This window comes from Mesobacillus sp. S13, assembly GCF_020422885.1.
GTDB lineage: Bacteria > Bacillota > Bacilli > Bacillales > Cytobacillaceae > Mesobacillus > Mesobacillus selenatarsenatis_A.
The window spans coordinates 3,480,394-3,504,723 of record NZ_CP084622.1 but is presented as its reverse complement, the minus strand read 5'-3'; the positions used below and the strand labels follow the sequence as shown (position 1 = coordinate 3,504,723).

The window sequence follows — 24,330 nt, the reverse complement described above, 5'->3', positions numbered from 1 at the left end:
AGAAAAATGGTGTTGACGAGGGGTTGAATTGGGCGTAAGATAATCCTCAAATAAAAAAACAAGTTAAATGCTTCGAAAGTGAGTCATAGTTTTCTATTCAATTTTTGGATAATGTAAAACTGTATTTTTTTAACCTGTGAATTTAATAATTTAAAGCGTCTATTTGTTAAAGGAGTGTTTATTGTGCCCGATCAATGGATCTACTTAAACGGGGAATTCGTCACCAAGGAAAATGCTAAAGTTTCAGTATATGATCATGGATTTTTATACGGAGACGGTATTTTTGAAGGGATACGGGTATACAGCGGCAATATTTTCAGGATGGAAGAACATATGGACCGACTTTACCGATCAGCCAAGTCCATCATGCTGAACATGCCACACTCCAAGGATGAGTTCACCGGCCTGGTTGTTGAAACGGTGCAACGGAATCAACTGAGAGATGCTTATATCCGAATTGTTGTCTCCAGGGGTGTCGGGGACTTAGGACTTGATCCTTTTAAGTGTCCGAACGCGAACGTGGTCATCATCGTTGAGCCACTGGCTATTTTCCCGAAAGAGTTGTATGACCGAGGTTTGGAGATCGTGACAGTCGCGACAAGAAGAAATCGTCCAGACGTATTGAGCCCGAAAGTGAAATCGCTGAACTATTTAAATAATGTTCTTGTGAAAATCGAAGCTCATCTGGCAAATGTAAGTGAAGCTCTAATGCTGAACGATCAGGGATATGTTGCAGAAGGTTCTGCGGATAATATTTTTATCGTGAGAGGCAATACGTTCCTCACACCGCCAGGTTATGTAGGAGCTTTAGAAGGAATCACCAGGAATGCGGTTATAGATATTGCTAAAGATCTTGGGTACGAGGTGAAGGAGGAACCATTTACCCGCCATGATGTATACACAGCCGACGAAGTTTTCCTTACAGGAACGGCAGCAGAAGTGATCGCGGTCGTCAAAGTGGATGGAAGAGTCATCGGCGATGGAGAACCTGGAGCACATACAAAGAATATCCTGCGTGAGTTCAGGGCGAAAGTAGTGGCAGACGGAATTCAGGTTTATTCGGAAAAAGCACATCAGGTTAGTTAATAATCCAAAAGCCAAAAGCAATAATTGAATAAGGATAAAGCGAGGACAGGGACAAGTAATTTATTGCGATCAGCATGCACAGAGAGCCGGGGTTGCTGGAAGCCGGTGATGCCGCAATAAGTGAACTCACCCTGGAGCGCCAGTTTGAAAGGAATCCTAGTAAAACTGGTCGAGTGCTTGGCACTTGTTATCAAAACCGGCAGCTGAGGCTGTCACGAGCGCACGCTTAAAGCGTGAATAAGGGTGGTACCGTGGAACAAGGAGATAAAGCCTATTCCATCCCTTTGCCTAGGGCAACCTTAGGCATATGGAGATGGATGGGCTTTTTTATTTTGTAAAAATCAAGTGAGTTAAAAGTAGGAGGTTCGATAAATGGAAGCAGCCTTGCAGGAAACAAAGGCGAAAACAAAAGAGGTAAGCGGTGCAGATTTACTGATTAAGGCCCTGGAAAAGGAAAATGTCGAAGTCATCTTCGGCTACCCAGGAGGAGCTGTTCTTCCGATTTACGACAAACTCTATGATTCTAAAATTCTTCATGTGCTGCCAAGGCATGAACAGGGAGGGATCCATGCAGCGGAAGGATATGCGCGGGTGAGCGGGAAACCGGGCGTGGTGATCGCTACTTCTGGACCGGGAGCGACCAATATCATCACCGGCATTGCCGATGCGATGATGGACTCCTTGCCGCTGGTCGTCTTCACTGGCCAGGTTGCGACAGGGGTGATTGGTACAGACGCCTTCCAGGAAGCAGACATCCTTGGGATCACCACACCAATAACAAAGTACAACTATCAAGTACGGGATATAAAAGATATTCCGAGGATTATCAAGGAAGCATTTTATATCGCGACAAGCGGAAGACCTGGCCCTGTGGTGATCGATTTTCCGAAAGACCTTGCAGCGGGAGTAGCGGCAGTGCCAGCTGAGGAGGAAATCCACCTTCCTGGTTACCAGCCGACAACGGAGCCTAATTACCTTCAGGTAAGAAAACTATCGGAAGCAGTAAGCAGGGCAAAACGGCCGGTCATTCTCGCCGGTGCAGGTGTTCTCCATGCAAAGGCTTCAAATCTACTAAAAGAATATGCAGAGCAGCAGAACCTTCATGTTGTCCACACATTACTGGGGTTGGGAGGCTTCCCGGCTAATCATGAACGGTTCCTTGGGATGGCGGGCATGCATGGCTGCTATACAGCCAATATGGCGCTTTATCATTGTGACCTGCTGATCAATATCGGAGCAAGATTCGATGATCGTCTGACTGGAAATCTAAAGCATTTCGCTCCAAAAGCTGCTGTTGCCCATATTGATATCGACCCGGCTGAAATCGGTAAAAATGTGGCAACGCAAATTCCGGTCGTCGGTGATGCCGGAGAGGCGTTAAGACAGTTGCTCGGTCTTGAAGGCAGTCCGCCTCAACAGGAAGATTGGGCAGAATCGCTATCAGCCTGGAAGAAGGATTTCCCATATCATTACGAAAACAGCGAAGTACTTAAACCGCAAAAGGTGATGGAACTCCTCTACGAAAAAACGGATGGCGAAGCGATTGTAGTGACCGATGTCGGCCAGCATCAGATGTGGGCGGCCCAATATTATCAACTTCAGCATTCAGATCGATGGGTGACATCAGGAGGGCTGGGGACAATGGGATTCGGCCTCCCTGCCAGCATCGGAGCACAGTTTGCAGACCCGGAAGCCTGTGTTGTAGCCGTTCTCGGAGATGGCGGCTTCCAGATGTCAACACAGGAACTCGCGGTCATTGCTGAATTTCAGCTTCCTATCAAAATAGCGATATTCAATAACAAGGCCCTTGGGATGGTTAGGCAGTGGCAGGAAATTTTTTATAAAGAAAGATATTCACACAGTAAAAATCCAGTGCAGCCGTCTTTTGTAAAACTGGCCGAGGCCTATGGAATCAAAGGGTTTGAAATCCACTCCGAAGCAGAAGCGCACTCGATCCTGGATAAGGTGATGCACGACAAAGAGCCTGTGCTGCTCGATTTCAGGGTCGATGGAGCTGAGAATGTCTACCCGATGATTGCACCTGGGAAAGGAATCCACGAAATGGTGGGAGTGAAGAAATGAAAAGAATCATAACAATGACGGTTTTGAACCGGCCAGGAGTACTTAATAGGATTACGAATTTATTTTCTAAGAGGAACTACAATATCGAGAGCATTTCGGTTGGCCTTACCGAACAAGAGGGAGTCTCGCGCATTACCTGTGTTGTCCATGTGGAGAATGATGGAATGGTCGAACAGATCACCAAACAGCTCAATAAGCAGATTGATGTCCTGAAGGTTGCGGACATCAGCGACCAGGCGATTGTCGCCCGGGAACTCGTCCTCTTGAAGGTGCCCGTCCTGCCTCACAATCGAGCAGAGATCTATTCGATCATTGAACCATTTCGGGCCTCGGTGATTGATGTCAGCAAAGATAGCATCATCATCCAATTGACAGGCGAAACGGAAAAAATCGAGGCATTTATTGATTTGATTAAACCATATGGAATCAGAGAGCTGGCCCGTACCGGAACGACAGCATTCCCAAGAGGGAACCAGCGGACCGGCCAGCAAAAATCGTTTTCTTTTGTTTGATGATATTCATTAGCTTTTCACAAACAACTACGATGATGCTAATTCGAAAGAAATCAGCATTATATAAGTGTAATAACCTATGTAGAAATCAGCAATCAATCAGAGACTAAATTTTTTTTCGGAAAGGGAGAGGTAAAATGGCGAAAATGTACTATAACGGTGATGCAAATGAGGCTTATTTTAACGGAAAAACAGTGGCAGTAGTTGGTTATGGATCACAGGGTCATGCACATGCTCAGAATCTTCGCGACAGCGGGGTTGAAGTTGTCATCGGATTGAGACAAGGGAAGTCATGGGAGAAAGCGGAACAGGATGGCTTCGATGTTAAAACAGTTGCCGAAGCTGTGGCAGCAGCTGATGTAGTCATGATACTGCTGCCGGATGAGAGGCAGACTGCTGTGTATAAAAATGAAATCGAGCCTCAGCTGTCAGGCCAGGCACTAATGTTCGCCCATGGCTTTAACGTTCATTTTAACCAGATTGTCCCTCCTGAAAGCTGTGATGTCCTGCTTGTCGCACCAAAAGGACCAGGGCATTTGGTCAGGAGGACGTATCAAGAAGGAGCCGGCGTGCCGGCATTGTTCGCCATCCATCAGGATGTGTCAGGCAGTGCAAGGGAACTTGCACTTGCTTATGCGAAAGCGATCGGTTCGCTTAGGGCAGGCGCACTTGAAACAACCTTCAAGGAAGAAACCGAAACAGATCTATTCGGTGAGCAGGCTGTATTATGCGGCGGTTTGACATCTCTCGTGAAAGCAGGCTTCGAAACACTTGTCGAGGCTGGCTACCAGCCGGAACTGGCCTATTTTGAAACAATGCATGAATTGAAGCTGATCGTCGACTTGATGTATGAAGGCGGGCTCGAAGGAATGAGATATTCGATTTCTGACACTGCTCAATGGGGAGACTTTGTCAGCGGCCCGAGAGTGGTAAATGACCAGGTGAAAGAGGAAATGAAAAGAGTTTTGACTGATATCCAGGAAGGGAAGTTCGCCAAGGGCTGGATTGAGGAAAATGAAAACAACAGACCGGTCTTCAATAGCATCAATGAAAAAGAAAATCGCCATCAGATTGAAGAGGTAGGAAGAGAATTGAGAAAGATGATGCCGTTTGTCAACAAACAAAAGCAGAGAGAAGTGGCTGCCAGTGCGAAGAATTAAAATATTTGATACGACATTGAGGGACGGTGAGCAGTCAGCCGGAGTCAATCTGAATTTTTCCGAAAAGCTTGAGATTGCCAGGCAACTTGAGAGGTTGAATGTGGATATTATTGAAGCTGGTTTTCCGGCTGCATCCAAAGGGGACTTTGCTTCCGTAGCAGAAATCTCCCGGCAGATCAAATGCTGTTCGGTTACAGGGCTGGCAAGGTCGGTTACAACAGATATCGACGCTGCTTGGGAGGCATTGAAGCATGGTGCAGAGCCAAGGCTTCATCTATTCATCGCTACTTCACCCATACACAGGGTACACAAGCTAAAGCAGACAAAAGCTGAGGTGGTAGAAACAGCGGTAAGAACCGTGAAATATGCGGCAGCCAAGTTTCCGGTCATTCAATGGTCTGCTGAGGATGCCTGCCGCACAGAGCTTGATTTCCTCGCTGAAATCGTGGAAGAGGTCATCAAAGCCGGGGCAAAGGTCATCAATATTCCTGACACTGTCGGTTATATATCTCCGCAGGAATATGGCCAGATATTCACTTACTTGCGAGAGAATGTTCCTTCTATTAGTAAGGTTGAACTTTCAGCGCACTGTCACGATGATTTAGGCATGTCGATTGCCAACTCGCTCGCAGCAGTTTCAGCAGGGGCTTCGCAGGTTGAAGGAACGATCAACGGAATCGGTGAGAGGGCAGGAAACGCGGCACTGGAGGAATTTGCTGTTGCGCTCCATATCCGCAAAGACTTTTACCAGGCGAAAACGGGATTGAACCTTAAGGAAATCAGCAGAACAAGCAGCCTTGTCAGCAAGTTGACGGGTATGACGGTACCAGCCAATAAAGCCGTGGTTGGCAGAAACGCCTTTGCCCATGAGTCGGGAATCCACCAGGATGGGGTTCTAAAGGAGAAAACAACCTATGAAATCATCTCACCGGAACTTGTTGGCTTGCAAAATAACTCGATGGTCCTCGGGAAGCATTCTGGACGCCACGCTTTTCGGAACAGGCTGAACGAAATAGGACTGTCAGTTCCAGATGAAGATATCAATCAATTATTCTCCGTATTCAAGGAACTTGCAGACAGGAAAAAAGAAATGACGGATGACGACCTTGTGGCCATCATCCTCGAAGAGAAATTGTCAAAAGAACAGCAATATTATCGTCTTGATTCCATCCAGGTCCAGTATGGAACGAACCAGGTACCCACGGCGACCGTTACATTGTTTGGCTGCCAAAATGAAAAAATACAGGAAGCGTCCACAGGTTCTGGCAGTATTGAAGCTTTATACAATACGCTTGAAAATTGCATGAACGAAAAAGCAAGATTGCTTGATTACCGGATTCAGTCTGTTGGAGCCGGCAGGGATGCCCTCGCCCAGGTGTATGTAAAGCTGGATTTCGGCGGTATCGAGACAAGTGGCAGAGGCCTTGCACAGGATGTACTCGAAGCTTCAGCAAAAGCTTACTTAAATGCAGTCAATAGAGTTCTATATATGGAAGAAACAAAGAAAGTCGCAGTCAACGGTTAAAAAAATACACTTAAGAATTCGGAGGCGAATGTAATGGAAAAAAGGATCGCAATCCTGCCAGGAGATGGCGTGGGCAAGGAAGTAAGCAGGGGGGCGGTTACCATCCTCCAGGCAGTTGCTGAGCTTTTCAATCATAAGTTCCATTTTACTTATGGAGAAATCGGCGGAGCGGCAATCGATGAATTTGGAACCCCGCTCCCGGAGCATACCCTTGATCTCTGCAAGGGAAGTGACGCCGTCCTGTTAGGCGCTGTCGGCGGCCCTAAGTGGGACCGTATGCCTGGTCATATTCGCCCTGAAAAAGGACTGTTGAAAATCCGGAAAGAGCTCGGGCTTTATGCGAATGTCCGCCCGGTTCAATACTACTCTAGCATTTCCGAAATCTCGCCGCTGCGCAAGGAAGTCGTTGAAGGAGCTGACATGGTAGTGGTCAGGGAATTGACCGGAGGACTCTATTTTGGGAAACCGAGTGAAAGATCCATCCAGAAAGGCGAGGCTTCTGTGGTAGATACATTGTATTACCAGAAAAACGAGATGGAGAGAGTCATCCGCTATGCATTTGAGCTAGCTGCCATGAGAAAAAGAAAGGTCACTTCTGTAGATAAGGCGAATGTTTTGGAATCGAGCCGAATGTGGCGCGAGACAGCAGAAGAGGTGGCTAAGGATTTTCCAGATGTCCAGCTTGAGCATATGCTGGTCGATAATGCTGCGATGCAGCTCATTAAGAATCCGCGCCAGTTCGATGTGCTGGTCACAGAGAATATGTTCGGTGATATTTTAAGCGATGAAGCATCCGTGCTGACCGGCTCCCTAGGCATGCTCCCATCTGCCAGTGTTTCAGTTGCAGGCCCTTATCTGTATGAGCCAATCCATGGTTCTGCACCGGATATCGCCGGTATGAACGCCGCTAATCCAATCGCGATGATCCTGTCAACCGCGATGATGCTGCGCCTTTCCTTCGGGCTTGAAGAAGAAGCCGAAGCAATTGAAAATGCCGTACAGCAGGTGCTGGACGCTGGCAGCAGAACCCGCGACATTGCCGTATTTGGCACACCATTTTTAACAACTGAAGGAATGGTCGAAGAAATCAAAGCCGCACTGCTGGACAATGAAGCGATCCTGAATATCATGAGTGCTTACGCATGATGAAAGAGGCCAACTCGAAAATTTAAACTTGTCAATTTTGCGATTTTACAGCAATGGCTATTCGTACAAATACAAATGCATCTAAAAAGGGGAGGGTATTATTGGGGAAAACAATCATCGAAAAAATTTGGGAGAAGCATGTAGTGCGCCGGGAAGAAGGTAAACCGGACCTGATGTATATCGACCTGCATCTTGTTCATGAGGTAACCTCCCCGCAGGCTTTTTCGGGACTGAGGCTGAAAAATAGGTCTGTTAGGCGGCCGGATTTGACGTTTGCGACCATGGACCACAACGTACCGACTGTCAACCGGCTTGAAATCAATGACCCTGTTGCCAAAACCCAGATGGATACGTTAAGGAATAATTGTCTTGAATTCGGCATTACCCTGGCCGACCTTGACAGTCCTGAACAGGGCATCGTCCATGTCATTGGGCCAGAACTGGGACTGACACAGCCTGGAAAGACGATTGTATGCGGGGACAGCCACACTTCGACGCATGGAGCGTTCGGAGCACTGGCATTCGGAATTGGTACGAGTGAGGTTGAGCATGTGCTGGCCACTCAAACGCTCTGGCAGACGAAGCCGAAGACGCTTAAGGTTGAGGTGACAGGATCGCTTGCACCGGGAGTGAGCGCAAAGGATCTCATCCTATTCATTATCAGTAAGTATGGAGTTAATTTCGGTACTGGTTATGTCATCGAATTTTGCGGCGAGACTATCAGGAAGATGTCGATGGAGGAAAGGATGACCATCTGCAATATGTCGATTGAAGGAGGGGCCAAGGCTTCTCTCGTCGCCCCTGATGACAAAACCTTCGCTTATTTAAATGGAAGGAAATATGTTGAGCAAGGAGATGCCTTTCTCGATCAAATTCTTGAATGGCAGCAGCTCAGCTCTGATGTTGACGCTGAGTATGATCATACCATCACGGTAGATGGCGATTCCATTGCGCCGATGGTCAGCTGGGGTACCAACCCAGCAATGACTGCGCCGGTTACAGACAGAGTGCCTTATCTGGCTGAATGCGGTAGTGAGGCAGAAAGAAAGTCCGTTCAAAGAGCGTTCGAATATATGGGGCTGACGGAGGGGCAGTTGATTACAGATATTAATGTAACGAAAGTTTTTATCGGTTCCTGTACCAATTCAAGAATAGAGGATCTCAGGGCAGCCGCCGAGGTGGTTAAAGGGAAAAAAGTTGCCTCTGTAGTCAATGCGATTGTCGTACCTGGTTCCCAGCAAGTAAAGAAGGCAGCAGAAGCAGAAGGAATTGCCCAGGTTTTTATTGAAGCAGGATTTGAATGGCGCGAATCAGGCTGCAGTATGTGCCTGAGCATGAACGCAGACACTGTGCCAGCTGGCGAGCATTGTGCTTCCACTTCTAACCGCAATTTCGAAGGCAGGCAGGGTGCAGGCGCACGTACCCATTTAGTCAGCCCGCCAATGGCAGCGGCTGCCGCACTTCATGGACATTTTGTCGATGTCAGGTCAATGGCCGGCATGACGGTTTAGAGTTTTTTCAAAATAAAGGTTGATAGTGCAATTAATGAGATGAATGGTGCAATTAATAGAGTAATTCGTTCAATTAATAGCCTTGAGCGTGCAATTAACGGATTTATTCGTGCAATTACCGTGATTGAGTAAGAAAATAATTTTTCCAGCAAGGAATTCACCTGTAAAAAATGACCCGAAACGGTAAATTTCGGGTCATTTTAGTACTAATTTGCTGAATGTAGTTCTACAAAATATATTTTGCCATGAAAGGAGCCTGCAATGTCCGGATTTACAGAACTAAAAGGAAAAGTCGCTGCAATGGACAGGACTAATGTGGACACGGATCAGATCATTCCAAAGCAATTCCTGAAGAAAGTCGAAAAAACGGGTTTTGGCCAGTACCTGTTTTATGACTGGCGCTATCATACAAATGGAGAGCTAAATGAACAATTCGAACTCAATCATCCAGATAACGAAGGAGCATCCATTTTAGCAGCGAATGAGAATTTTGGATGCGGCTCTTCCAGGGAGCACGCGCCATGGGCTTTGCTGAATTACGGTTTCAAGGTATTGATCGCCCCGTCATTTGCTGATATTTTCAAACAAAATTGCCTGAAAAACGGAATCCTTCCAATTGAGCTTCCAATAGAAGACGTTTCCTATTTGCTGGAGAAAGCAAGCGGTCACGAGTATGAAATGACTGTATCGCTTGAACAAAAGCGAGTTTATGACGATCAGGGATTTGAGGCGAATTTTGCGATCAGTTCATACTGGTATAATATGCTGCTGAATGGTTGGGATGAGATTGAACTCACTCTCCAGCTTGAAGACAGTATCAGAGAATATGAGCAGAAGTATATAGAAAAAGTAATCTAATATGATGGATTCACAGGCGATGCTTGTGAATCTTTTTGTTTTTTCAGGGATTCGTGCTAAACTTTCTAAAAAAGCGGAACTCATGAAGAAAAACATTATGATAACAATAGAATGAACTTTAATAAAAGTAAGGCGGTATGTGTATGGAAAAACAGGAATCAAACAAGGATAATGTGATCCTGTTTCCTGGTCTGGAAAAGCGTCTGTTGGAAAAAGGCCTGGATTATTTGAAACAGCAAAAGTACAGGGATGCGATTCAGTATCTTGAACAAGCTTTGGAGCATGATCCTGAGAATAGTGACGTATTCGTTGGCCTTGCTCTTGCAAATTACGAAGCAGGCAATGCCCAACAGGCGAAGGAGATCGTTGCGAAGATGCTCCGGGGAGGAATGGGTGAGTACATACAAGTGATTGACATGTATCTCATGATCCTGGTCCAGTTGAATGAGTACAACGAAATTGTTACGACAATAGAAGCTCTTCTGGAAGAACGAGAGATCCCGGCTGAAAAGCATGAACATTTCATCACTATGCTTGAATTTGCCAAACGGATGCAGAATGGCGAAACAGAAATGGAGTCCTTTGATTGTTTTGAAGAGGAGGCTGAAGAGGAAGAACTTAATCTGTTTGATTACAAGAATCCGAACGATCAGGTAATGGCGGCTGCGGGTCTCGCAAAAGTGAATATCCGTCCCTACATTAAAAAGGTAAGGGAGTATATCGCATCCGAGGAAGGCCATCCCTTCTTGAAAACCATGCTGCTTAATATATTGAAAGAACAAGAGTATGCTGAAGAAATTCCGGTCCATAAATTCAGTTGGACAGCATCCTTCAGACCAGATCAATTACCTGAACTAAAGGAGTATATCGAGACCAGTGGAGTCATCCAGCTATTAAGCGATGAAATCGAAAGTGATGATCCTGTTTTATTTGAAAATGTACAAAGATTGATCGAGCGTTATTTCTTTTTGGTTTATCCTTTTGAACTGCCGCTCGGCAAGGCTGCGTCATGGGCCGCTACCTGCCATTTCATCGCCAATGAGTATTACGGGTTTGAAGATCCGCTTGAGTCATTTGCTGAAATATACGAAAGCGAAGTTGAGGAGACTGAACAGGTTCTGGACTTTATCAGGAAGCTAGAAGAAATTTCTTACCCGATAATATAGTCCAAGCTGTTGAAACGAAATAATCCTGTGTTATAATGTAGTGGTTGTATTATGTAAAAATCATTCTATTTTACATTTAATCTGGAATATTGCTTGGTAAACAAGAGTATTCATCGTCGAATTAAAATGACAATAGATTATTGTTGGAGGGAACTATATGTCTGCAAAGGTAGAAAAAAGAGAAGGGAACCAAACGGTTCTAACAATTGAAGTAGATGCAGAAAAGGTCAATAAAGGTCTTGACGCTGCATTCCAGAAAGTCGTTAAGCAAATTAACGTACCAGGATTCCGTAAAGGGAAAATGCCTCGCCAAATGTTCGAAAAGCGTTTCGGCGTAGAGTCTTTATATCAAGATGCAATTGATATCCTTCTTCCAGAAGCATATGCAAATGCAATCGACGAAACTGGAATTGAGCCAGTTGACCGCCCTGAAATCGATGTAGAACAAATCGAAAAGGGCAAGAGCTTGATCATCAAGGCAACTGTTACAGTTAAGCCTGAAGTGAAGCTTGGCGAGTACAAAGGACTTGAAGTAGAAGCATTCGACACAAACGTAACAGATGAAGAAGTAGAGAACGAATTGAAAGCAATGCAAGAAAAGCAAGCTGAGCTTGTTGTTAAAGAAGAAGGCACAGCTGAAAATGGCGACAGTGTTGTCATCGATTTCGAAGGATTCGTTGATGGCGAAGCTTTCGAAGGCGGGAAAGCTGAAAACTATGCACTTGAACTTGGTTCAGGTTCATTCATCCCTGGCTTCGAAGAACAGCTAGTTGGAACAGCTACTGGCGAAGAAAAAGATGTAGAGGTTACTTTCCCAGAAGAGTACCATGCAGCTGAACTTGCTGGTAAGCCTGCAACTTTCAAAGTGAAAATTCACGAAATCAAAGGAAAAGAACTTCCAGCACTAGATGACGAGTTCGCTAAAGATGCTGACGAAGAAGTTGAAACTTTAGATGAGCTTAAGACGAAGATCAAAGATCGTCTTGCACACGATAAAGCACACCAAAAAGAACACTTCGAACGTGACACTGTTGTAGAAAAAGCAGCAGCTAACGCTGAAATCGAAGTTCCTGAATCAATGATCAACACTGAAATCGACCGGATGGTTAACGAATTCGAACAGCGCCTTCAAATGCAAGGCATGAACCTTGACCTTTACTACCAGTTCTCTGGTCAAGATGAAGCTGCTCTTCGCGAACAAATGAAAGAAGAAGCTGCTACACGCGTTCGTGTAAACCTGACTCTTGAAGCAATCGCAAAAGCTGAAAACATCGAAGTTACAGATGAAGAAGTAAGTGCAGAGCTTCAAAAAATGTCTGAAATGTACAATATGACTGCTGATCAAATCCAAGCAGCACTAGGCGGAAGCCTGGATGGAATCAAAGGCGACCTTCAATTGAAAAAAGCAGTTGATTTCCTTGTAGAAAACAGTAAGACTGTTGCATAATAAGAGAAAAGCGGAGGCGACTGCTTAACTCCGACAAGCGCTGGAGGGCCTGACAGTGAAGTCGTTCTTTGACTTCATTGGCAGGACCGAAGCGTCTCGAGGAGTTAGGAGCCGCAGCTAGACATTTCTCGAAGTGAATTTTATACTTAGTTTATAAGATAGAAACAAGGCGCGAGTAAATCGTGCCTTGTTTTCTACAATTAACACCGATATACATACATAATTTTTTAGCAATTTGCTCTAAGTCGATTTAACGGCTCGATTTATGGATAAGATGAGTTAGTACATATTTTTTTCGATTCATAAGCGCGAAACAAAAACGGCCGAGGGTTATTATTTCCTGTACTATGGCAAAATGTGATACAATGCAATACATACCTGCTCGATAGCAGCAGAAAAACTGTTACTTAACTGATCGTTTGCTTATGAATCGCAGCTTTATATATGTTTAGAAGTACTCAAGGGGTGAAGGCATTGTTCAAATTTAATGATGAAAAAGGGCAGCTCAAATGTTCTTTCTGCGGCAAGACGCAGGATCAAGTCCGCAAATTGGTGGCAGGGCCAGGCGTCTATATCTGTGACGAGTGTATTGAATTATGCACAGAAATCGTTGAAGAAGAACTTGGCACCGAAGAAGAAGTGGAGTTTAAGGATGTTCCGAAGCCACAGGAAATCCGAGATATTCTTAATGAGTATGTAATTGGCCAGGATCAGGCAAAGAAAAATTTATCTGTAGCCGTTTACAATCACTATAAGCGTATCAACTCGAACAGCAAAATCGATGATGTGGAACTGTCAAAGAGTAATATTGCGATGATTGGGCCGACAGGAAGCGGTAAAACTTTACTTGCCCAAACATTGGCACGTATTCTTAATGTTCCGTTCGCAATTGCGGATGCAACATCATTGACGGAAGCGGGTTATGTTGGAGAAGACGTTGAAAACATTCTTCTGAAGCTGATTCAATCTGCTGATTACGATGTAGAGAAAGCCGAAAAAGGAATCATTTACATCGATGAAATCGATAAGATTGCCAGAAAATCCGAAAACCCTTCTATTACTAGAGATGTTTCCGGTGAAGGCGTACAGCAGGCACTATTGAAAATTCTTGAAGGAACAGTTGCGAGCGTACCGCCACAAGGTGGACGAAAGCATCCTCATCAAGAATTCATCCAAATCGATACGACGAATATCCTGTTCATTTGCGGCGGAGCATTCGACGGAATCGAGCAGATCATCAAGCGCCGCCTTGGCCAGAAAGTAATTGGCTTTGGTTCAGAAAAGAAAGAAGAAGATTTGGATAAAAAGGAATTGCTGTCAAAAGTGCTTCCTGAAGACTTACTGAAATTTGGGTTAATCCCTGAATTTATCGGTCGTCTTCCGGTAATTGCCAGCTTGACTCCACTTGATGAAGAAGCGCTAGTCGAGATCCTGACAAAACCGAAGAACGCTCTTGTAAAGCAGTATCAAAAAATGCTTGAGCTAGATGATGTCAAGCTTGAATTCGAAGACGATGCACTGATTGAAATTGCCAAGAAAGCAATTGAACGCAAAACAGGTGCGCGTGGACTTCGTTCAATCATCGAAGGCATCATGCTGGACGTCATGTTCGACCTTCCTTCACGTGATGACATTGTTAAATGTATCATCACAAAAGAAACAATCGAAAACAGCATGCCGCCAAAACTAGTGCTAGAAGACGGAACAGTACTTAAAGACGAAAGAAATTCAGCATAATAGGCTTAAATCCCGGTGAATTCTCACCGGGATTTTTTACTTTAGAGAACCCCGCATTGAAATCCGGACAGGTTCAGCGAAGAAAGAAGAAAAGCTGTCAAAAGTAAGGTAAACTTAAGACAGGTTTGGTGTTAAAGGAAGAAAAACTGTCAAAAGAAAGGGCAACTTAAGACAGGTTTGGGGTGAAAAGAGGAAAAGCTGTCAGAAGTACAGCAACTTAAGACAGGTTTTTAGCGGTGTGAGTTGAAAATCTGTCCGAATCATCTCCAAATCTTCCGGAAAATCGGAGAAAACCTATTCATTTCCCTTCCATACCAGGGTCTATCCAAATGGGAAAATTCACTTGAAAATATTGTTTATTCCAACACTCTCAGGGAGATACTAGGTTAAAGCCAATAGTATCAACTTACGGGAGGGAATATAATTGAGTTGGACCGGAATCGCCTTGTTCATACAGCTGTTTTTTGGAATCATCATCGGGCTGTATTTCTGGAATTTACTTAAGAATCAGCGGACTCAAAAAGTATCAATTGATCGGGAATCCCGAAAGGAAATGGAACAGTTAAGGAAGATGAGATCGGTTTCTTTGAGTGAACCACTAGCTGAAAAAGTCAGACCATCAAGCTTCAGGGATATTGTTGGACAGGAAGATGGAATTAAGGCACTAAAAGCTGCCTTATGTGGACCGAATCCTCAGCATGTCATCATTTATGGACCGCCTGGAGTAGGGAAAACAGCTGCGGCCAGACTGGTATTAGAAGAAGCTAAGCAAAACGAAAAATCCCCCTTCAAAAAATCTTCAGTATTTGTTGAGTTGGATGCCACGACGGCGAGGTTTGATGAAAGAGGAATCGCCGACCCATTAATCGGATCTGTTCATGATCCGATTTATCAAGGAGCCGGTGCGATGGGCCAGGCGGGTATTCCACAGCCGAAACAAGGTGCTGTTACCAATGCGCATGGCGGAGTATTATTCATTGATGAAATTGGGGAACTGCATCCTATCCAAATGAACAAGCTTTTAAAAGTATTGGAAGACAGGAAAGTGTTCTTGGAGAGTGCGTATTATAATGAAGAAAACACGCAAATACCAAGCCATATCCATGATATCTTCAAAAATGGGCTCCCAGCAGACTTCCGTCTTGTCGGAGCAACGACGAGAACTCCAAGTGAAATACCTCCAGCAATCAGGTCGAGATGCATGGAAGTATTTTTCCGTGAGCTAACCCAGGAGGAAATTTCTGAAGTAGCAAGGAATGCTGCAGAAAAAGTACAGCTGACTATGAGTGGAAAAGCGATTGAGATTTTATCGAATTATGCCCGTAATGGACGTGAAGCCGTTAATATGGTGCAGATTGCCGCTGGATTGGCAATAACAGATGAACGGACCTATATTAAAGAAGAGGAAATTGAATGGGTGGTCCATTCAAGCCAGCTGACACCAAGGATGGAAAGACGGATTAATGAAAAATCAGCAGTCGGCCTAGTTAATGGCTTGGCTGTGTATGGTCCCAACACAGGCGCACTTCTCGAAATCGAAGTGACGGTCATCAAAGCAAAGGAAAAAGGGTCCATCAATATAACTGGTATCGTCGATGAAGAGAGTATCGGCGGACAGGGAAAATCAATACGCCGTAAGAGTATGGCGCGAGGTTCGATTGAAAATGTCATCACTGTCCTTAGGTCGATGGGCGTTCCAGCCGATGAATTCGACATCCATGTAAATTTCCCAGGCGGCACTCCAATCGATGGCCCTTCTGCCGGAATCGCAATGGCGACAGGGATTTATTCAGCCATCTATAAAATCCCGATGGACAATACGGTCGCGATGACAGGTGAAATCAGCATTCACGGCAATGTGAAGCCAATTGGCGGTGTCTTTCCTAAAGTGAAGGCAGCAAAAAAAGCAGGTGCCAAAAAGGTGATCATTCCAAAAGAAAATGTCCAGACGATTCTTAATGAAATCACCGATATAGAGATCATTCCTGTCACCCACCTGAATGAAGTATTTGAAATTGCTCTTGTAAAAGATCATCCAAGAGAGCAAATCATTAAAGCAGCCGATGAATTGACTCAAAAAGAGACGAGCTAATATCGTAAAAAAGAACGCTTGCCGGCGTTCTTTTTTTAGGCTTTTTTCCTAATGAACGTGTACCACGGGTAGAGGCTAATCGGTGAGGGAACAAATACTCAAGTCCCTTAAATATTTAGCACAGCAACAAAGTGGGTTTATTTTTCCCTGAGAAAAGGAAAGAGGGTATGGGACGGTATATCAGATCCTTCCCAAAAATATTCTTGTATGCTTTCGAAAGTAACTTCAGATGTGGACATATTTTCACATGAATATCAGGATACTAATCAATGAGGCTTATCGGTGCTGATATTAGACACTAGAAAATAAATACGATAGAATTGAACAACAAAGTATTATTATACTTATGGTTTGATACAATGCATGTTGGAGGTGCAATGTCATGGCGAATAAAAATGAACACACTGTCCCTCTCCTGCCGCTGCGCGGTTTACTTGTATATCCGACGATGGTCCTGCATTTGGATGTGGGGCGTGAAAAATCGGTACAGGCACTGGAGAAGGCAATGGTGGATGACCATTTAATCTATCTTACAACCCAAAAGGATATATCCATAGATGAACCAGGCGAAGAGGATTTGTATCAGATGGGTACACTGACTCGCGTCAAGCAAATGCTGAAGCTCCCGAACGGAACGATCCGTGTATTGGTTGAAGGATTGTCGAGAGCTGAAATCATTGAAATTTCTGATGAAAATGACCATTTCTCCTGTAAGGTAAGGACGTTCGAAGACGATGAATCCAAGGATGTCGAAGATGAAGCATTGATGAGAACGATGCTTGAGTATTTCGAACAATACATAAAAATGTCCAAGAAGATTTCTGCGGAAACGTATGCATCTGTTTCAGACATTGAGGAGCCAGGCAGGATGGCGGATATCATCGCCTCCCATTTGCCTCTTAAGCTAAAAGAGAAACAGGAAATTCTTGAAACGATTGAGATCAAGGAACGGATGAATCGTGTCATCGAAATCATCCATAATGAAAAAGAAGTTCTGGGCCTTGAGAAGAAGATTGGCCAGCGGGTTAAGCGTTCGATGGAACGGACCCAAAAGGAATATTATCTGCGTGAACAGATGAAGGCGATTCAAAAAGAGCTTGGTGAAAAGGAAGGGAAGACAGGAGAAATTGCTGAGCTGACCGAAAAAATCGAGCTTGCTGGCATGCCTGAAAATGTGAAGGAAACAGCTTTGAAGGAACTTGACCGTTATGAAAAGGTTCCGACGACATCAGCAGAAAGTGCCGTTATCCGGAACTATATCGAATGGCTTGTTGCTTTGCCGTGGTCAAAATCGACAGAGGATGACCTTGATATCAGCAAGGCAGAAAAAATTCTTGATAAGGACCATTATGGACTTGAAAAGGTAAAGGAAAGGGTTCTTGAATATCTGGCAGTCCAGAAGCTGACAAACTCCTTGAAGGGACCAATTCTTTGTCTGGCTGGACCTCCAGGAGTCGGTAAAACGAGTCTTGCAAGGTCGATTGCGAAATCCCTGAACCGTAATTTTGTAAGGGTTTCTTTAGGTGGAGTCCGTGATGAGTCAGAAATCCGCGGGCACAGAAGGACATATGTCGGCGCTATGCCAGGACGGGTCATCCAGGGAATGAAAAAGGCAGGTACGATTAATCCTGTGTTCCTTCTTGATGAAATCGATAAAATGTCCAATGATTTCCGCGGTGATCCTTCTTCTGCGATGCTAGAGGTGCTCGATCCCGAACAAAACCATAATTTCAGCGATCATTACATTGAAGAGGCATATGACCTTTCAAAAGTAATGTTCATCGCTACTGCCAATAATCTTTCAACTGTACCAGGTCCATTGCTAGACAGGATGGAAATCATCAATATTGCTGGCTATACAGAGCAGGAAAAGCTGCATATTGCCAAGGACCATTTGCTTCCACGCCAAATCAAGGATCATGGTCTGTCCAAATCACAGTTACAGATGAAGGATGAAGCCATCACAAAGGTAATCCGTTATTATACTAGGGAATCAGGTGTGCGTTCTCTTGAGAGACAGCTTGCATCCATCTGCCGGAAAACGGCGAAAATCGTTGTTTCCGGAGAGAAGAAGCGTGTAATAGTCAGTGAAAAGAATGTTGAGGAATTCCTTGGCAAGACTAAATTCAGGTATGGGCAGGCTGAGCTGGAAGACCAGGTGGGCGTTGCCACTGGACTAGCTTATACAACAGTCGGCGGTGACACACTCCAGATTGAAGTCTCCTTGTCGCCAGGAAAAGGCAAGCTGGTCCTCACGGGTAAGCTGGGGGATGTCATGAAGGAATCCGCGCAGGCTGCTTTCAGCTATGTGCGTTCCAAAGCGAAGGACCTGGACATTGATCCTGATTTCCATGAAAAGAATGATATTCACATCCACGTTCCAGAAGGTGCTGTACCGAAAGATGGACCTTCAGCGGGGATTACGATTGCTACTGCTCTCGTTTCTGCGTTATCAGGAAAGCCGATCCGCAGGGAAGTAGGAATGACAGGAGAAATAACGCTCAGAGGGCGTGTACTGCCAATTGGCGGGCTTAAGGAAAAATCATTGAGTGCCCACAGAGCTGGCCTTACTAAGGTTATTTGTCCAAAAGATAATGAAAAAGATATTGATGATATTCCTGAAAGTGTACGTAAGGAGCTTGAATTCGTGTTAGTATCCCATGTAGATGAAGTATTGAAGCACGCTCTTGCTAGCGGTGATTCTCAATGAAAGTAAATAGTGCAGAAATCGTGATTAGTGCTGTAAGGCCGAATCAATATCCGGAAGGAAATCTTCCGGAATTCGCCCTTGCAGGCCGGTCGAATGTTGGTAAATCCTCTTTTATCAATAAAATGCTTAACAGGAAAGCCCTTGCAAGGACTTCTTCCAAGCCGGGCAAGACTCAGACCCTCAATTTTTACTTGATCAATGAAATGATTCATTTTGTTGATGTTCCAGGATACGGGTATGCGAAGGTTTCCAAGTCGGAACGTGAAGCCTGGGGCAAGATGATCGAAACTTATATCACCTCACGCGAACAGTTGAGAGCGATGCTGCTGATCGTTGATCTAAGGCACCCGCCTTCAAAGGATGATGTGATGATGTATGATTTCCTCAAGCATTACGACATCCCAGTCATTATCATTGCGACCAAAGCGGATAAAATTCCGAAATCAAAGTGGCAAAAACACTTAAAAATTACCAAAGAAACTCTTGATCTCGATCCTGATGATACCATCATTCTTTTTTCATCAGAAACTGGCGAAGGAAAAGACAAAGCCTGGTCAGTATTAGGAAGTTTCATGAGATAATATATTTCAATATAAAAGAAACCCGCACCGTGATTCGAACACAGTGCGGGTCTTCTTATTTCTTTTTAATAAATAACAGGTAGACACCAATCAGGATCAATGCTGCAGGCCAAAATCTCCATGCGGTCGAAACTCCATTTTCCAATAAACCAAGCCATCCGCTGATTCTGTCATAAAACAGCAGCAATGCTGCTAAAATGAGAAAGAGGACACCGTAGAACAAGCCGTTGCCTGTTTTCTGGTATCGCAGCAAAAAGCCAAGGGCAATGATTAATATGAAGGCTCCAAGATGATCAGGCCAGAGTGAGAATTTATTGACCACATGAAAGTGGACACCGAATCCAACGAGTATCACGCCCGGAAAGATAGCTTCATAATCTTTGCCCCAATAGCCTTGAACTAAAAAGGCAGCTCCTACGATGATCAGAAGTGTCGGCCACGTATAAAATTCATTGAACAACGAAACATTTTCCTGTTGAAGATAAAAATAGATTCCAAATCCAATCAATATCATTCCGGGTATAATTCTTTGATTTTTCATTCTTTCACCACTTCCAGAAAGGCTCACTTGAATTAAAGGACAAACTTTGATAAGGTACATTAGGGAGTATGTTTATTTGCTTTTGATATAGTATAAAAGTATAACAAATAAACAGAAGAGATAGTTCAATTTAATCAATGCATTTATATATATATTTTTTTCGAAAGTTGTTCACATTTACAACGTAAGAAGGAAAAAAACGTCATGTATAATTGCCTTAGCCAATTATGCAATTTCTATGTGGGGGTGTCAATTCATAATGCATATTATCGTTGTCGGTCTAAACTATAAAACTGCCCCTGTCGAAATCCGCGAAAGATTGACATTCAACGAGGCGAACCTTGGTGAAGCCATGAGTGCCCTTCAGGAAAAGAAGAGCATCCTCGAGAATGTCATCGTATCAACTTGCAACCGTACAGAAATATATGCCGTGGTGGACCAGCTTCATACAGGCAGATATTATATCAAAGAGTTTCTATCTGAATGGTTCGGGATCCCTCAGGCAGAATTTACTCCGTTCCTGTTCATTTATGAGCAAGACGGTGCAATTGAACATTTATTCAAGGTTTCTTGTGGGTTAAATTCCATGGTGCTTGGTGAAACCCAGATCCTTGGGCAGGTGCGCTCAAGCTTCATGCTTGGCCTTGAAAAGAATACGACTGGAACAGTCTTCAACCAGCTGTTCAAGCAGGCAGTCACGATTGCCAAGCGCGGCCATTCCGAAACCGATATCGGTGCGAATGCTGTTTCTGTAAGTTATGCGGCTGTTGAGCTTGCCAAGAAGATTTTCGGGACACTGGACCAGAAGCATGTCCTGATTCTTGGTGCCGGGAAAATGGGTGAGCTTGCGATCCAAAACCTTCACGCCAATGGTGCGAAGAAGGTGACGGTCATCAACCGTACTTACCAGAAAGCTGAGGATTTGGCGAATCGTTTCTCTGGCATGGCAAAAACTCTGGATGAACTCCAAACTGCGCTCGTGGATGCGGATATCCTGATCAGTTCGACAGGTGCGAAGAACTTTGTTGTCACAAAGGATATGATGGCAAAGGTCGAGCAAAAGCGAAAAGGAAAACCATTATTCATGGTTGATATCGCTGTACCGCGTGATCTTGATCCTGAAATCGCTACACTTGAAAATGTATTCCTTTATGATATCGATGATCTGGAGGGCATTGTTGAAGCGAATCTACAGGAACGCCAGAAGGCTGCGGAGAAAATCCTGATCATGATTGAAAGCGAGATCGTCCAATTCAAACAGTGGCTGAATACATTAGGTGTCGTTCCGGTTATCTCTGCATTGAGGGTCAAAGCCCTTTCAATCCAGCAAGAGACGATGAACAGCATCGAGCGCAAATTGCCACATCTATCTGATCGTGATATTAAAGTCCTTAACAAACATACAAAGAGCATCATCAACCAGCTCCTCAAGGATCCAATCCTTCAGGCAAAAGAGCTTGCAGCTGGACCGGATGCTGATGAAGCACTGAATTTATTCGTGAAGATTTTCAATATTGAACAGCTCGTCGCTGAACAAGAAGGAATGAAAACAGCTGAAACCAAGCAGGTAAAAGTTCCTTCGCCTCAGGCTTCTTTTCAGCCGTAAGAGAGGTAATGCCCATGGGTGATCTTTATATTACACGTCTCCATGAAATAACCATTGTGATTTACGCGGCTAGCGTGCTCTTATACTTTATCGATTTTCTTAACAGTAACCGGAGGGCGAACAAAATTGCCTTCTGGTTACTTGCATTTGTATGGGGATTCCAGACGATTTTTCTGCTATTTTACATGTTTGATCAAGGCCGGTTCCCAGTGTTGACCCTGTTTGAAGGGCTTTACTTTTATGCATGGGTGCTGGTAACGCTCTCGCTGGCAATCAATAAACTCTTAAAAGTAGATTTCATTGTCTTTTTTACAAATATTCTTGGATTCATCATCATGGCGATCCATACCTTCGCGCCCGTACAATATGATTCCAATGTGATGTCAGAACAGCTTGTATCGGAACTGCTGCTAATCCATATCACCATGGCGATCCTGTCATATGGGGCATTTTCGATTTCGGTGGTCTTTTCACTGCTTTATCTCATTCAATATGACCTTTTAAAGAGGAAAAAGTGGGGTAAGCTGTTATGGAGGATCACGGATTTGACAAAACTGGATTATTGGTCATACATATTGAATGTCATTGGAGTACCAATGCTGATTCTGAGCTTGATACTGGGGCTTCAGTGGGCGTGGATCAAAGTACCTGACCTTGCCTGGTATGATGCCAAGCTGATAGGATCATTCATCGTTCTCGCTGTTTATAGCATCTACCTGTATTTAAGGGTTGGCAAAGAGATGTATGGGAAATCACTTGCCCTTTGGAATGTAGCATCATTCCTGATTGTATTAATCAACTTTTTCCTTTTTGGAAAATTATCATCTTTCCATTTTTGGTACCAATAATAGGAGGCTATCATGAGAAAAATTATCGTTGGCTCAAGGCGAAGTAAGTTAGCATTGACACAAACAAACTGGGTAATAGATCAGCTGAAAAAACTAGGTGCTCCTTTTGAGTTTGAAGTGAAAGAAATCGTTACAAAAGGAGACAAAATTCTAGATGTCACTTTATCGAAGGTTGGCGGGAAAGGCCTCTTCGTAAAAGAAATCGAACAGGCAATGCTGGACAAAGAAATCGATATGGCTGTCCACAGCATGAAAGACATGCCTGCAGTTCTGCCGGAAGGACTAGTCATCGGTGCAATCCCAGAGAGGGAAGATCATCGTGATGTCCTGATCTCCAACGATCATGTTGCTTTTAAAGATTTGAAACCAGGTTCAGTCATCGGAACAAGCAGTCTGCGCAGAAGTGCCCAGCTGCTGGCACAGCGCCCTGATCTTGAAATGAAGTGGATCCGCGGAAATATTGATACAAGAATCGGAAAGCTCGAAACAGAAGACTATGACGGTATTATTCTTGCTGCTGCCGGCTTGAAGCGCATGGGATGGGCCAGTGATATAGTAACTGAGTTCATTGATGAAGATGTTTGTGTGCCGGCTGTCGGCCAGGGTGCTCTATCAATCGAGTGCCGCGGTGACGACGAGGAGCTGCTTCAGCTTCTTGAAAAATTCACATCAGCGGAAACAAGCGCGACAGTTAGGGCAGAAAGAGCGTTCCTTCATAAGATGGAGGGCGGCTGCCAGGTGCCAATTGCCGGATATGCCTATCTTAACGAGAACGAAGAAATCGTCCTGACAGCACTAGTCGGTTCTCCGGATGGAAAGACCATCTTCAAGGAGCAGGTAACAGGAAGAAATCCAGAAGAGCTTGGTGAGCTTGCAGCTGACAAACTCATCAGCCAGGGAGCGAAGGACCTGATCGACAAGGTCAAACAGGAGCTTGATAGTGAATGATTTCAGCGAATTCGCTGCAAAATAAAACGGTCATGATTCCAAGGGGAAAGGCTCACGCGAAGTCTTTCTCCGAATTGGTTGCAAAAAATGGAGGGGTTCCGGTGGAAATCCCTCTTATTGCCTTTCAGCCGGTCAAAACTTCTGAAAAACTACTTAAAACACTTACTGATATACATACGTACGATTGGATTATTTTCACGAGTAATGTGACGGTGGAAACCTTTTATTCTTTTTTTAAAAAGGGAGAGGTTCTTCTGCCCAAAATTGCCGTGATTGGCGAAAAAACAAAAGAAATCCTCGTGGACAAGGGTGCTAAGGTAGACTTTGTACCAGGAGAATATGTTGCCGAAGGTTTTATTGAAGAGTTTTTACCACATGTCCATCATGGCGAGAAGGTCTTGATCCCAAAAGGAAACTTGGCGAGGGATTATATCTCTTCCGCTTTGAAGGAAAAAGGCGCAATCGTCGATGAAATCATTATCTATGAAACTTTCCTGCCTGAAGAAAGCAGAGGCAAGCTCGTTAAGATGCTAACGGAAGAAACTCTTGATATACTTACATTTACAAGCCCTTCCACGATCGATCATTTTATGAAAATCGTAGAGGAACATAATTTAGGGAGCAAGCTGGAGCACTGCATCGTTGCCTGCATCGGTCCTGTATCAAAAAGGAAGGCAGAGCAGCGGGGATTGAAGGTCCATGCCATGCCAGAAAAATACACCGTTGAAGAGATGCTGAAAAGTGTTGCTAATTTTTTGAATATTGGAGGGTAAT

General features: G+C 44.4%; 19 protein-coding genes and 1 other annotated feature. Of the genes, 18 read left to right on the top strand and 1 reads right to left on the bottom strand.

Annotated elements, in window-relative coordinates; translation table 11 throughout:
• Positions 1 to 183: 183 nt before the first annotated feature.
• The 14 genes from ilvE (at position 184) to yihA (ending at position 19,613) form a co-directional block, all read left to right on the top strand.
• Positions 184 to 1,086 carry a branched-chain-amino-acid transaminase gene (ilvE, locus tag LGO15_RS17935; RefSeq protein WP_167832774.1) on the top strand — a complete coding sequence of 301 codons (903 nt, stop codon included), beginning with the start codon at positions 184 to 186 and terminating at the stop codon, positions 1,084 to 1,086.
• Between the two features lie 33 nt (positions 1,087 to 1,119).
• Positions 1,120 to 1,373, top strand: a binding site (T-box leader).
• 85 nt (positions 1,374 to 1,458) lie between these two features.
• Positions 1,459 to 3,168: an acetolactate synthase large subunit gene (ilvB, locus tag LGO15_RS17930; protein WP_167832775.1), complete on the top strand. Its 1,710-nt coding sequence runs from the start codon at positions 1,459 to 1,461 to the stop codon at positions 3,166 to 3,168.
• Complete coding sequence (ilvN, locus tag LGO15_RS17925) at positions 3,165 to 3,680, top strand: acetolactate synthase small subunit (protein WP_167832776.1); 516 nt, start codon at positions 3,165 to 3,167, stop codon at positions 3,678 to 3,680. The genes ilvB and ilvN overlap by 4 nt, the downstream gene beginning before the upstream one ends.
• A 137-nt stretch (positions 3,681 to 3,817) precedes the next feature.
• Complete coding sequence (ilvC, locus tag LGO15_RS17920) at positions 3,818 to 4,840, top strand: ketol-acid reductoisomerase (protein WP_167832777.1); 1,023 nt, start codon at positions 3,818 to 3,820, stop codon at positions 4,838 to 4,840.
• A complete protein-coding gene (locus LGO15_RS17915; RefSeq protein ID WP_167832778.1) occupies positions 4,827 to 6,365 on the top strand; it encodes a 2-isopropylmalate synthase in 1,539 nt (512 codons plus the stop codon). The genes ilvC and LGO15_RS17915 overlap by 14 nt, the downstream gene beginning before the upstream one ends.
• Before the next feature lie 33 nt (positions 6,366 to 6,398).
• Positions 6,399 to 7,511, top strand: coding sequence for a 3-isopropylmalate dehydrogenase (leuB, locus tag LGO15_RS17910; RefSeq protein ID WP_167832779.1), 1,113 nt, complete (start codon positions 6,399 to 6,401; stop codon positions 7,509 to 7,511).
• A gap of 101 nt (positions 7,512 to 7,612) precedes the next feature.
• Positions 7,613 to 9,022, top strand: coding sequence for a 3-isopropylmalate dehydratase large subunit (gene leuC / locus LGO15_RS17905; RefSeq protein WP_167832780.1), 1,410 nt, complete (start codon positions 7,613 to 7,615; stop codon positions 9,020 to 9,022).
• A gap of 261 nt (positions 9,023 to 9,283) precedes the next feature.
• Complete coding sequence (leuD, locus tag LGO15_RS17900) at positions 9,284 to 9,880, top strand: 3-isopropylmalate dehydratase small subunit (protein ID WP_167832781.1); 597 nt, start codon at positions 9,284 to 9,286, stop codon at positions 9,878 to 9,880.
• Positions 9,881 to 10,023: 143 nt separating this feature from the next.
• Entirely contained in the window at positions 10,024 to 11,046 is a 1,023-nt protein-coding gene (locus LGO15_RS17895; RefSeq protein WP_226085445.1) for a tetratricopeptide repeat protein, read from the top strand.
• A 157-nt stretch (positions 11,047 to 11,203) separates the two neighbouring features.
• The gene (gene tig / locus LGO15_RS17890) at positions 11,204 to 12,493 is read left to right on the top strand and encodes a trigger factor (protein WP_167832783.1); all 1,290 of its coding nucleotides are present in this window, start codon (positions 11,204 to 11,206) and stop codon (positions 12,491 to 12,493) included.
• A 474-nt stretch (positions 12,494 to 12,967) separates the two neighbouring features.
• A complete protein-coding gene (clpX, locus tag LGO15_RS17885; RefSeq protein ID WP_167832784.1) occupies positions 12,968 to 14,230 on the top strand; it encodes an ATP-dependent protease ATP-binding subunit ClpX in 1,263 nt (420 codons plus the stop codon).
• 424 nt (positions 14,231 to 14,654) lie between these two features.
• Entirely contained in the window at positions 14,655 to 16,322 is a 1,668-nt protein-coding gene (lonB, locus tag LGO15_RS17880; RefSeq protein ID WP_226085444.1) for an ATP-dependent protease LonB, read from the top strand.
• Positions 16,323 to 16,704: 382 nt separating this feature from the next.
• Positions 16,705 to 19,032: an endopeptidase La gene (lon, locus tag LGO15_RS17875; RefSeq protein ID WP_226085443.1), complete on the top strand. Its 2,328-nt coding sequence runs from the start codon at positions 16,705 to 16,707 to the stop codon at positions 19,030 to 19,032.
• Positions 19,029 to 19,613, top strand: coding sequence for a ribosome biogenesis GTP-binding protein YihA/YsxC (gene yihA / locus LGO15_RS17870; RefSeq protein ID WP_167832786.1), 585 nt, complete (start codon positions 19,029 to 19,031; stop codon positions 19,611 to 19,613). The genes lon and yihA overlap by 4 nt, the downstream gene beginning before the upstream one ends.
• Positions 19,614 to 19,668: 55 nt before the next feature.
• On the opposite strand, the gene LGO15_RS17865 is transcribed toward yihA, so the two are convergent.
• Positions 19,669 to 20,154, bottom strand: a complete 486-nt coding sequence (locus tag LGO15_RS17865) for a LiaI-LiaF-like domain-containing protein (RefSeq protein ID WP_226085442.1) — start codon at positions 20,152 to 20,154, stop codon at positions 19,669 to 19,671.
• A 259-nt stretch (positions 20,155 to 20,413) separates the two neighbouring features.
• Here LGO15_RS17865 and hemA point away from each other — a divergent pair, with 259 nt between their 5' ends.
• From hemA to LGO15_RS17845, 4 genes are read left to right on the top strand one after another with little or no spacing between them, the layout of a single operon-like run.
• The gene (gene hemA, locus LGO15_RS17860; protein ID WP_167832788.1) at positions 20,414 to 21,760 is read left to right on the top strand and encodes a glutamyl-tRNA reductase; all 1,347 of its coding nucleotides are present in this window, start codon (positions 20,414 to 20,416) and stop codon (positions 21,758 to 21,760) included.
• Between the two features lie 14 nt (positions 21,761 to 21,774).
• The gene (locus LGO15_RS17855; protein ID WP_167832789.1) at positions 21,775 to 22,608 is read left to right on the top strand and encodes a cytochrome C assembly family protein; all 834 of its coding nucleotides are present in this window, start codon (positions 21,775 to 21,777) and stop codon (positions 22,606 to 22,608) included.
• Positions 22,609 to 22,620: 12 nt separating this feature from the next.
• Positions 22,621 to 23,556, top strand: a complete 936-nt coding sequence (hemC, locus tag LGO15_RS17850; RefSeq protein WP_167832790.1) for a hydroxymethylbilane synthase — start codon at positions 22,621 to 22,623, stop codon at positions 23,554 to 23,556.
• Positions 23,553 to 24,329 (top strand): uroporphyrinogen-III synthase, encoded by a 777-nt coding sequence (locus LGO15_RS17845; protein WP_167832791.1) that lies wholly within the window; start codon positions 23,553 to 23,555, stop codon positions 24,327 to 24,329. The genes hemC and LGO15_RS17845 overlap by 4 nt, the downstream gene beginning before the upstream one ends.
• Position 24,330: the final 1 nt, after the last annotated feature.

What these genes read in the sequence shown, in the direction of transcription:
- yihA (WP_167832786.1), top strand. Translation starts at nt 19,029, where the DNA reads ATGAAAGTAAATAGTGCAGAAATCGTGATTAGTGCTGTAAGGCCGAAT.
- LGO15_RS17865 (WP_226085442.1), bottom strand. Translation starts at nt 20,154, where the DNA reads ATGAAAAATCAAAGAATTATACCCGGAATGATATTGATTGGATTTGGA.
- leuD (WP_167832781.1), top strand. Translation starts at nt 9,284, where the DNA reads ATGTCCGGATTTACAGAACTAAAAGGAAAAGTCGCTGCAATGGACAGG.
- lon (WP_226085443.1), top strand. Translation starts at nt 16,705, where the DNA reads ATGGCGAATAAAAATGAACACACTGTCCCTCTCCTGCCGCTGCGCGGT.
- LGO15_RS17895 (WP_226085445.1), top strand. Translation starts at nt 10,024, where the DNA reads ATGGAAAAACAGGAATCAAACAAGGATAATGTGATCCTGTTTCCTGGT.
- LGO15_RS17845 (WP_167832791.1), top strand. Translation starts at nt 23,553, where the DNA reads ATGATTTCAGCGAATTCGCTGCAAAATAAAACGGTCATGATTCCAAGG.
- ilvB (WP_167832775.1), top strand. Translation starts at nt 1,459, where the DNA reads ATGGAAGCAGCCTTGCAGGAAACAAAGGCGAAAACAAAAGAGGTAAGC.
- hemA (WP_167832788.1), top strand. Translation starts at nt 20,414, where the DNA reads ATGCATATTATCGTTGTCGGTCTAAACTATAAAACTGCCCCTGTCGAA.
- tig (WP_167832783.1), top strand. Translation starts at nt 11,204, where the DNA reads ATGTCTGCAAAGGTAGAAAAAAGAGAAGGGAACCAAACGGTTCTAACA.
- ilvC (WP_167832777.1), top strand. Translation starts at nt 3,818, where the DNA reads ATGGCGAAAATGTACTATAACGGTGATGCAAATGAGGCTTATTTTAAC.
- ilvN (WP_167832776.1), top strand. Translation starts at nt 3,165, where the DNA reads ATGAAAAGAATCATAACAATGACGGTTTTGAACCGGCCAGGAGTACTT.
- LGO15_RS17855 (WP_167832789.1), top strand. Translation starts at nt 21,775, where the DNA reads ATGGGTGATCTTTATATTACACGTCTCCATGAAATAACCATTGTGATT.
- leuB (WP_167832779.1), top strand. Translation starts at nt 6,399, where the DNA reads ATGGAAAAAAGGATCGCAATCCTGCCAGGAGATGGCGTGGGCAAGGAA.
- hemC (WP_167832790.1), top strand. Translation starts at nt 22,621, where the DNA reads ATGAGAAAAATTATCGTTGGCTCAAGGCGAAGTAAGTTAGCATTGACA.